The sequence below is a fragment of the Mucilaginibacter sp. genome, assembly GCF_041663085.1.
In the GTDB taxonomy this organism is placed as follows: Bacteria; Bacteroidota; Bacteroidia; order Sphingobacteriales; family Sphingobacteriaceae; genus Mucilaginibacter.
Genome location: NZ_JBAZRC010000173.1, coordinates 1 through 9,933, shown reverse-complemented (window position 1 = coordinate 9,933; position 9,933 = coordinate 1). Strand labels below are relative to the sequence as shown.

Below are 9,933 nucleotides of genomic sequence, written 5' to 3'. Positions count from 1 at the left end.
TGCATTAGGCGGGCAGAACGAGAAACATGGCAAGCTTGATTTTGCCTTATGGATAAAAGCCAAGCCCGAGCATTTAATGAAGTGGCCATCGCCATGGGGATTGGGTTTCCCGGGCTGGCACCTGGAGTGTTCTGCTATGAGTAATAAATACCTGGGCCAGCAATTTGATATCCACGGCGGCGGGATTGACCTGATGCCTACCCACCATACTAATGAGATAGCACAGAACATGGCTTGCTGCGGTAAAAACCCTGCATCGTACTGGTTGCATACCAACATGCTTACCACCAACGGGCAAAAAATGTCAAAATCGTTAGGGAACAGCTTTTTGCCGCACGAGTTATTTTTAGGCACGCACCCGTTGCTGAAAAAAGGCTATAGCCCCATGACGGTGAGGTTCTTTTTTATGCAGGCCAGCTACCGCAGTACTGTCGATTTTAGCAATGAGGCCATTGAAGCTGCCGAGATATTTTATAAAAAACTTGCGGAAGCTGCTAAAAAGCTGGTTACGCTACAACAGGCAGCTATAACCAATGTTGATGAAGAGACCGATAAGGCCATTAACGGGTATTGCGATGACTGCTATGCAGGCATGAACGACAATTTTAATTCGCCAAAAACGTTAGAAGCATTAAGTAATTTATCCAAGTGGGTAAACTCGTACGCATCAAGCACCCGTAATTCGGGCGAGATAGCTGCGCAAACTTTTGAACGCATGAAGAAAACGTATAACGATTTCTTTTTTGATGTATTAGGTTTAAAAACAGAGGATGGCGATAATGCTGATACTGACGAACTGATGCAACTGGTGATAAAATTGCGCAACGAGGCTAAACAAAATAAGGACTACGCCACATCTGATAAGATAAGGGAAGGGCTAAAAAATATCGGGTTTCAATTAAACGATAATAAGCAAGGCACTACCGACTGGGTAAGAATTTAGTTAACAAGTGTTAAAACAATTTGCCACGGGGCGGGCTTTATGTTTATCAGTAAAATTATTTATTAAATTGCCCAACAAAATCTATACTACCGTTAACATGAAAAGATCAATATTAGCTGCTATTCTATTATCAAGCCTAAGCCTTACTGCTGTGTCACAAACAAAAGTTGAAGTGGCATCAGTTGTAACCGCCGAAGAAAACTTTAATAAATTAGTTGATCGTAAGGGTATAAAAGATGGCTTTTTAGGCGTTGCAGACCCGGAAGGGTTTGTTTTTAAACCCAACGTGGTTAAAATAACCGATTTTTATGAAGGTATTGATAAGCAGCCCGGTAAATTAAGCTGGCAGCCAAAATTTGCACGTATATCTGCAAACGGCGATCTGGGTTTTACAGCCGGGCCGTACGTTTATCAGAATGGCAAAACAGACGATGATAAAGTTTATGGCGATTACTTATCAATATGGCGCCTTGATAATTCAGATAATAAATTTAAACTGGTAACCAACCTGGGTATACAACACCCGGAGCCTGAGCAGGAAGTGGTTACAGATTTTAAAGAGCCCGATCTGGCAAAACAAAAAGCGCCAAGTAAGGATCCGTTTGCGGGTAAAAAGATATTGACCGGTACCGATGGTACTTTTAATCATTCGCTGTCATTATCTACATTAGCTGCTTATAAGGAATTTTTAAGCCCCGAGGCCCGATATTACTTCCCGGGCTTTGAGCCAATAAGCGGTACCGATAAAATATTAAAATTTTTAGCTAACGAAGGTATCAGCATATCTGCCGAAACGGTAAACGTTGGCCGCTCTACCAGTAATGACCTGGCTTATACTTATGGTACAGCCCGCATCAAAAAAGGCAACATCGTTAATAACTACAACTACGTACGTGTTTGGGAAATTGACGCCAGCTACAGATGGAATATGCTATTGGAAATATTCTCGACAGTAGAAAACTAAGCGAAGGCTCTTAAAACAGCTGCTCAATAATATCATTGGCCGAAAGGCCTTCGGCTTCGGCATGGTAGCTACGTACAATACGGTGGCTTAAAATTGGTTTTGCCACTGCCTGTACATCCTCAATGTCCGGCGAGTACTTGCCGTTAAGCACAGCATGGCATTTAGCCCCCAGGATAAGGAATTGTGAGGCGCGCGGGCCTGCACCCCAGTTTAATAAACGCTTTACCTGCGGGCCTGCAAATTCGCTGTTAGGGCGTGTTTTTGAAACCAGCTTTACCGCATACTCTAAAACATTATCGCTAACGGGTATATTTCTTACCAGTTGCTGAAAGTAAATGATCTGGTCGGCATTCAATTGTTTATTAACGTTTACCTGCGATGTGCTGGTGGTGTTTTTAACAACCTCCAGTTCTTCTTTAAAAGAAGGGTAATCCAACGCAACATTAAACATAAAGCGGTCCAGTTGTGCTTCGGGTAGCGGGTAAGTGCCTTCCTGTTCAATTGGGTTTTGGGTGGCCAATACAAAAAATGGTTTGGCCAAAGCATGGGTAACACCGGCAGCAGTAACTGCTTTCTCCTGCATGGCCTCTAATAAGGCAGCCTGCGTTTTTGGTGGTGTACGGTTTATCTCATCGGCCAGTATGATGTTTGAGAACACCGGGCCTTTAATAAATTTAAAATTTCTGTCCTCGCCCAATATCTCCGAGCCTATAATGTCAGATGGCATCAGGTCGGGGGTAAATTGTATACGTTTAAAGTCGAGGTCTAATACCTGTGCTACTGTTTGCACCAGCAGGGTTTTTGCCAGGCCGGGCACACCAACAAGCAGGCAGTGCCCGTTACTGAAGATCGATATCAGTACAAACTTAATTACCTCATCCTGACCTACAATTACTTTACCTATTTCTGCACGAATTTGCTGGTAAGCTTTCTTCAATGCATCTGCAGCCTCAACATCCGACCGGTATTGCATACTTTATTCTGTTTTGGCTTGTGCGGTTGTTTCGGCCACTACCCACCCTTTTAATTGCGGGCATACCTGGTATTCGGGGTCTATCTTAATAAAGGTCTCTTTACGGCGTTTATCAAACCATTGGCTTATGGTACGGCTAAGCTTATCGTTGTTAGCTTCGTCTTTTAACTTGGCAAAATCTTGTTCTAAGTTAGCTTTGTGCGCATTCGTAACAGATTTAAGGTATAAAATTTTATAGCTTTTTTTACCTGTTTGTGCATCGCTAAACAGTTGTGGTTTTGAAATCGAACCCACTTTCATGGTATCGGTAACCAGGGCAACCTGTGGGTCAAGCTTATCTGTTGGGATATAAGTTGAACGTGTTTGAACGTTCTCGGCATTCAACATCATACCACCATTAAATTTTGTTTCTTTATCGTCAGAATAGAACGCGGCCGCACTTGAAAAATCGAATTTCTTTATAGCCATCATAGCATTATAAACGCTATCGGCAGTGGTTTTAGCCCTGTTTAAACTGGATTCTGTAATTGCGGGGATGATCAGGATATGGCGTGCATGTACCTGTTCGCCACGGCGTTCTATCACCTGTAAAAAGTGAAAGCCGTTCTCGGTTTCAAAAACAGGCGATATTTCACCGGCTTTGAGTTTAAAGGCATTTGCGGTAAACTCTTTAACCATTGTTGAGCGGTCAAAGAAACCCAGATCGCCACCCTCAGGTGCAGATCCCGGGTCCTGCGAGTAAAGCCTTGCCAGTGTAGCAAAATCTTCGCCTTTTTTAACCCTTGCCCTTAGCTCCTCCGCTTTTTGTTTATAAAATTCTTTCTCTTCTTTATTTAGTTTTGGAGAAAATACGATCTCACCAACCTCTATTTCTTTGTTATATGATGGCAGGCTGTCTTTTGACAAGCTCTCATAGTATCTTTTAACATCCTGCGGGGTAGTGTTTACCTTTTCGGTGATCTTTGAGCGCATGCGCTGTGCAACAAGCGATTCTTTAATATCCGGGCGAAGTTCGTCTTTATATTGTATTACCGAACGGCCCAGGAACTGCTCAAGCCTGTCCTGGCTGCCTGCGCGTTGTATAAAGCTGCGCATACGGCGGTCAACTTCGGCGTCAACCTCTTCATCTTTTACCTGCACGCTATCAATAACGGCCTGTTGTGCAAGTAGTTTTTGGGTAAGCTGATTTTGCAGGATGATGCATTTTATACTTGGGTTTGGCTGCTGGCCACTTACCAGGTACTGCGCGTATTGCAACTCAATATCTGATTGTAAAACAATGCTGCTACCAACAACAGCGGCTATCTTATCAAGTGTACGTACCTGTGCCTGGGCAAATGACAGAAATATAAAAGAAGTTAAAATGGACAGTCCGATTTTTCTCATGTAATTGTTCAACTAATATTACGGATAGTTTATCCGTTAAAAATGCAAATTTCGGTAAAATTTATTAATAATAATGTATAATTAACCCGATGTACGAATATGCTTATAATGCTTCAACAGGAATAGGTATTTTTGGTTAAATTATGTTAAATATGAAAGTTGATAACCCGCAGGCCTTCCGTTTTATTATGCAGGATGAAATTTACCTGCTTAATAAGGATAAAGGCGTAAATATTACCCCGCCGGCAACCAGCCCTGTTGTTACAGATAAGCCGGAAGCTGCAACAGTTACTGCCGAAGTTACCGAACAGCCCTCACAGATCGCTCCGGTTGTTAACGTACAACTTGTTAGCCCGCCACAGCCTGCAGCCGTTGCTGCCCCAACACCTGAGCCAGTTATACAAACGGTTGAAGCTGAGTTTAATTATCTGGGTAAAAACAATAAAAATTTCCTGGTGCTGGTTAATTACACCACCGAAACGCATATAGCCGGTACCCATCTTGCCGCACTTCAAAACATCCTGAAACGTAAAGAACTGGACCTTGATGATGTAGCCATTTTAAATGTAAATAAATACGCCCCTGTAAAACTGGCAGCACTGGCCGCCTTTTTTGCACCAACCCGTTTGGTTATTATGGGGAAAGATGCTTTACCTGTGGGTATTGGGAACCTGCCGCTTAACCAGCCTTTACAGGGTAAAAAAACCCATGTGCTTTACAGCTTTAGCTTTGATGAAATGATGAGCAGTAACGACAATAAGAAGATTTTTTGGGAACACATGAAAACGCTATAACATGCAGCAATTAGTATTCGCTACAAACAACACCCACAAGCTGGAAGAGTTGCAGGCCAAGGCTGGCGATCATTTCAAAGTATTAAGCCTTAATGATATAAACTGCCATGATGATATTGAAGAGACCGGCCTTACATTTAACGAAAACGCATCTATAAAAAGCCGGTACATATATGAACGCTACAACTTAAACTGTTTTGGCGACGATAGCGGACTGGAGATTGAGGCCTTAAACAACGAGCCCGGGATCTACTCGGCACGATATGCAGGTGAACATGGTAACCATGCTGCCAATATGGATAAAGTGCTTGAAAAGCTTAATGGCGTTGAAAACCGCAAAGCACGTTTCCGTACTGTTATTTCATTGATTTGGAACGGTGATGAATACTTTTTTGAGGGTACAGTGCCGGGCACTATCCGCACCGAAAGATGTGGCAGTGGGGGTTTTGGGTACGATCCAATATTTCAACCAGACGGGTACGGCATAACCTTCGCTGAAATGAGCATGGGCGAAAAAAACAGCATCAGCCACCGCGGCCGGGCCGTTGATCAGCTTATCGCATTTTTAAATATCCAACCTAAGGCTTAACGGCTACCGTATCTTTTTTTGTTTTTATAACCGGCAGGTTTTTGTTTTTAAGCGTATCTGCAACAGGTTTACTAACAGGTGTTTGCTTGTTGTTAGTCGTACTATCTGGTTTGGGTTTATTAGCCGGCGCAGTAATAACAGGTGTTTTTGATGCAGCTACACTATCTTTAACTGCTTTTGATGCGGCAGGTATTTTAAGCTTTGATGTAGCTACACTATCTTTCCCGGCTTTAGCCCCCGCCGGTGCAGCTATTTTGTTATCAAGCGAATCTTTACCGGTTTTTAAACCCGGTGTTTTCGGTTTGTTTTTATTGGCATCCGCAATTTTTTTATCAGCCGCCGCCTGTGCCTTTGCAAATTTTCTGTTGTATGATGGCAGGATAGATTCTTTTGAAAATGGCCTTTCTTTAGGCTTCCATATAAAACCTTTAAGGATCCGTTCATCCTCGGTGAATTTGGCTAAAGGGCCATAGCGATGCTCGGGCTTACTGGTAAAGAAAATGTTATTGGCAGCGCCGTCTTTAAAAAAAATACGCATCCGGCTGCTTAACGACCGTTGCATGCCATCCACCTTTTTAAGGCTGTCGCGCGAGTAATAGATGCTTTCGGCGTTACCTACAATATACATCCTGTCCAGCTTGTCGTTCTTAAAAAACCCTTTCATTTTTTTACCTGCTATCTGGTTAAAGTTGGTAGAATCGCCCGGTTCAATATTTACAATAAATGATGAGGGGAACAGGTTCAGGTTATCCAGCTTTTTGTTCTTCATCTGCATGGTTATGGTATCGCCCGATAACTGAGAACCCTGGGTCCATATTAAAGGTTGTACATAACAACGCAGGGTAGAGTCGCTATTGCTGTAAAACATTGAGTCGGCTTTTGCCTGCAAGTCAGATTTAAACAGCCTGGCGCCATGGTAGGCCTTAATTATCCTTACCCTGGCGGTATCACTCAATACAACAGGTTTGGTGTAAAATATAGGGTCGTTATTAATGTCATCTTCTGTTTTCTTGGGAGTGGATTGCTGTTTATTCTCTGTAATTACAGTTTCTTTTCCTTTACTACCAATAAGTTTACCATTCCCTTTATTATTGTTCAGATCAAGAACTTCTTTGGCCTGTGGCTTAGGTTTCCCAAAAAAGTTTGGATGCAGGTAAGTTGTATCGCTTCTCCATTTTGGGGCGGTTATGGTTAAAAGTTTATCAGCCAGCTTTTGTTCGGCAGCAGTTAATTTTTTACTCTTTGCGGTTGTATCCCTGATGCTGGCCAGGCGTTGCTTTTCCTGCATTATTTTCAGGTCTTTAAAAGTAACTATCTGGGTTTCCAGCGTATCTGCCGATATATAGATCGAATCGCGCTTTACCTTTTTATCAGGTGCGGGTGCTTTTATCGCCGTATCAATATCAGCCACAGCTTTTTCTGTTGGTTTAATAGGAATAGTACCCGGCGGCTGTTTATTTGCAAAGGCATTAGCTTTTTTTATAAGCCCGGGTGCCGCTGCTTTGATGGCTGTTTTATTGGCTAATGCAATTTTTGTTAGCGTATCAATTTTAGCGGTGGTAATATCTTCGGGCTTAACCGGAATATTGGGCGGTACTTTTACAGGCATAGTGCCGGCCGGTGGTTTGGTTGCCAATGCATTTGCCTTTTTTATAATAGCGGTGTTTTTTGCAGTCGTTGGGTTGGCCTGCTTTATACCGGGTTTAACAGGTACGGTATCTATTTTTGTGGTGTCTTTAGTTTCGGTAACAATAATTACGTAGGGGTCTTGCGTAACAATGGTGCGTTCGCCGGCTTTATAGTAAGTGGCCAGGTCGCCTTTTAGGGTCACGTTTTGTTCCCTGTCATGAAAAGTAACGCGTTTAACAGCGCGGCCATAGCCCTGCAATTTATCGTAAAATAAGCTATCGCCGGTTAAGGTTTTGGTGCCTTGCTTGTAAAGGTTCTTTTTGCCAAAAAAAGCCTGCTCAGTAACAGTGTTATACAAGCCGTTCTCGGTGTAAAGGGTGTCTTTTTTGTCCTTGGTATCGTAAATATTGGTAGGCCCGTAAAAATAAGCTATCCGCGTACCGCTGTTATAACGCAGGGTGTCGGTTTTTATGAGGGCATCGGGTGTTACCAGCACCACGTTGTACCTGAAGTAAGCATCGCGCGAGAAAGCAAAGTAATACCCGTTCTTACTGGTAAGGGTGTTGTCTTTATTAACAAGTTTACCGCCACCCGTATAAGTACCAATGCGTGTAGCTGTATTATAAGTAAGGTAGTTTGTGGTTAATATGGCATCTTTATCAATCATCTTTACATTATCTGTAAGGATGGCTATTTTGGTATTGCCGTTGTAGTTCAGCTTGTCCGAGTAAATGTTCAGGGTATCGCCCTGGGTAATATTTACATTGCCAAAAGCATCAAAAGCGTTCTCTGCGGTGTAAAAGTAGGCGCTATCCGAACGCATGATGGAATAATCCTGCTGAAAAACCCCTTTAAAAACCTTTACCACATTCCTTCCGTTTATGTAGATGCTCTCGCTGCTTTTAGATTGGATAAGGTGAACAACCGACTTTTTCTGGGCCGAAGCAGTAAGCGTTAGTAAAATAAATAGAGTACCAAAAATGTATTTTATCACGATAGCAAAATTAGTTTTTTGCGGGGGTTATTAAATTAATAATTTTGACGTATGCTTCCGGTTAAACGCTTTGTTAATTTTATTGAACAAAATAGCTTATTTACACCTGCCAACAAAATTTTGGCAGCGGTAAGCGGCGGCATGGATTCGGTATTAATGGCGCACCTGTTAAAAGCCGCGGGCTTTAATTTTGGCATAGCACATTGCAATTTCATGCTGCGTGGCCCCGAAGCTGATGCCGACCAGGAATTTACCCGGCAGCTTGCCCAACAATTTGGGGTTAGCTTCCACACCATTAATTTTGATACCCAAAAATACGCTGCTGATAACAAAATATCTATCCAGATGGCGGCCCGCGATATGCGCTACCAATGGTTCGATGAAATCAGTCAATCAGCAGGTTATGACCCCATATCGCTCGCACACCATCAGAACGATACTATTGAAACAATATTGTTAAACCTTACACGCGGTACGGGTATAGCCGGCCTGCATGGCATCTTACCAAAAAATGGCCGCCTGGTGCGCCCATTGCTTTTTCTTACCCGCGACGAGATAAAGGCTATTATTACTGCCGAAGGTTTAAATTATGTAGAAGATGCCTCAAACGCATCTGTAAAATATGCGCGCAATAAAATACGCCACCAGGTTATCCCGTTACTGAAAGAACTTAACCCAAACCTGGAAGCTACGTTTGAGAACAACCTGCGCAATTTCCGCGACCTGGAAGTGCTGCTGAACGAGAAGGTTGATGCTTTGAAAGATCAACTTTTAATTACGGATGGTAACGAGGTACACATTGCTATTGATGAACTCAACAAGCTATCGCCAAAGCGGTTGCTGCTTTTTAAATTATTACAACCTTATGGTTTTACCGAAACAGTTGTTGACGACCTGATAAGCGTATTAGGCAAACATGCCGGCCGCACATTTGAAAACGCAGGGTTTACCTTGCTGGTAGATAGGGGCAAGCTCATTATATCGCCTAAAACGGGTAAAAAAGATACCGAGACAAGCATAGGCCAAAATGATACTGAGGTGGTTTATAACAACTATAAGCTGAACCTGTTACATGATGATAGTCCGCTGATTGTTAAAGACAACCCGCTGGCGGTTTCTGTTGATGCTGCGCTGTTGCAATACCCGCTTATGCTACGGGGCTGGCAGCAAGGGGATGTTTTTTACCCGCTGGGGATGAAAACCAAGCAAAAACTGAGCGATTTTTTTATCCACCAAAAGATACCGCTGCATAAAAAAAGCACGGTGCCTGTACTGGTAAACGGTAACGGCGATATCATCTGGGTAGGTGGCTACCGGCCCGACGAAAGGTATAAAGTAAGTAATAACACTAAAAAAGTTACTATATTCGAACTGTATAATTATGAGCGATAAATCGGTTTTTGTAGAAAAACAATATTTAGGCAGGGAGTGGATCCCCATTACCATACGCCTGGTTTTGGCCATGTTTTGTTTTGCCGCTTATTTTTTTACAGACGAACGCGAACGTAACGGCGACCTGCTGGCTATAGTAGGCTTTGTTATCATCATCATATCCATCATCATGGGTTTTTTGCTGCACTTTAGCACCCGGGTTATCAATAAAAGTATTTTGCTTGATGGTTTATGGAGTACACGCAGGGTAAAGATTGACCTGAACAGCA

8 protein-coding genes and 1 pseudogene are annotated in these 9,933 nt (G+C 42.8%); 6 read left to right on the top strand and 3 right to left on the bottom strand.

The features are described from left to right. On the top strand, window positions 1-943 hold a 943-nt coding region (locus WC615_RS20940), incomplete at its 5' end, for a DALR domain-containing protein (protein ID WP_372980006.1). Window positions 944-1,040: 97 nt separating this feature from the next. After that, on the top strand, window positions 1,041-1,907 hold the full coding sequence (locus tag WC615_RS20935) for a DUF4440 domain-containing protein (protein ID WP_372980005.1): 867 nt from the start codon (window positions 1,041-1,043) through the stop codon (window positions 1,905-1,907). Between the two features lie 10 nt (window positions 1,908-1,917). Here the strand turns inward: WC615_RS20935 and WC615_RS20930 are convergent, their stop codons facing one another. Further along, entirely contained in the window at window positions 1,918-2,880 is a 963-nt protein-coding gene (locus WC615_RS20930; protein ID WP_372980004.1) for an AAA family ATPase, read from the bottom strand. A 3-nt stretch (window positions 2,881-2,883) separates the two neighbouring features. Further along, window positions 2,884-4,266, bottom strand: a complete 1,383-nt coding sequence (locus WC615_RS20925) for a peptidylprolyl isomerase (RefSeq protein ID WP_372980003.1) — start codon at window positions 4,264-4,266, stop codon at window positions 2,884-2,886. A gap of 152 nt (window positions 4,267-4,418) precedes the next feature. On the opposite strand from WC615_RS20925, the gene WC615_RS20920 reads away from it, so the two are divergent. After that, complete coding sequence (locus WC615_RS20920; RefSeq protein ID WP_372980002.1) at window positions 4,419-5,060, top strand: hypothetical protein; 642 nt, start codon at window positions 4,419-4,421, stop codon at window positions 5,058-5,060. Window position 5,061: 1 nt separating this feature from the next. Further along, window positions 5,062-5,649: a non-canonical purine NTP diphosphatase gene (locus WC615_RS20915; RefSeq protein ID WP_372980001.1), complete on the top strand. Its 588-nt coding sequence runs from the start codon at window positions 5,062-5,064 to the stop codon at window positions 5,647-5,649. Here WC615_RS20915 and WC615_RS20910 read toward each other — a convergent pair. Beyond that, the gene (locus WC615_RS20910) at window positions 5,639-8,272 is read right to left on the bottom strand and encodes an OstA-like protein (RefSeq protein ID WP_372980000.1); all 2,634 of its coding nucleotides are present in this window, start codon (window positions 8,270-8,272) and stop codon (window positions 5,639-5,641) included. The two genes, WC615_RS20915 and WC615_RS20910, sit on opposite strands and share 11 nt — an antisense overlap. A gap of 51 nt (window positions 8,273-8,323) precedes the next feature. Here WC615_RS20910 and tilS point away from each other — a divergent pair, with 51 nt between their 5' ends. Together tilS and WC615_RS20900 are read left to right on the top strand one after the other, a co-directional pair. Next, window positions 8,324-9,664: a tRNA lysidine(34) synthetase TilS gene (tilS, locus tag WC615_RS20905; protein WP_372979999.1), complete on the top strand. Its 1,341-nt coding sequence runs from the start codon at window positions 8,324-8,326 to the stop codon at window positions 9,662-9,664. Continuing rightward, a pseudogene (locus WC615_RS20900) lies at window positions 9,654-9,933 on the top strand (hypothetical protein); the annotation flags it as partial. The gene tilS and the pseudogene WC615_RS20900, both read left to right, overlap by 11 nt.

Bases quoted from the DNA above. Each gene is read 5' to 3' on its own strand.
- WC615_RS20935 (WP_372980005.1), top strand. From the start codon at position 1,041: ATGAAAAGATCAATATTAGCTGCTATTCTATTATCAAGCCTAAGCCTT.
- WC615_RS20930 (WP_372980004.1), bottom strand. From the start codon at position 2,880: ATGCAATACCGGTCGGATGTTGAGGCTGCAGATGCATTGAAGAAAGCT.
- WC615_RS20925 (WP_372980003.1), bottom strand. From the start codon at position 4,266: ATGAGAAAAATCGGACTGTCCATTTTAACTTCTTTTATATTTCTGTCA.
- WC615_RS20920 (WP_372980002.1), top strand. From the start codon at position 4,419: ATGAAAGTTGATAACCCGCAGGCCTTCCGTTTTATTATGCAGGATGAA.
- WC615_RS20915 (WP_372980001.1), top strand. From the start codon at position 5,062: ATGCAGCAATTAGTATTCGCTACAAACAACACCCACAAGCTGGAAGAG.
- tilS (WP_372979999.1), top strand. From the start codon at position 8,324: ATGCTTCCGGTTAAACGCTTTGTTAATTTTATTGAACAAAATAGCTTA.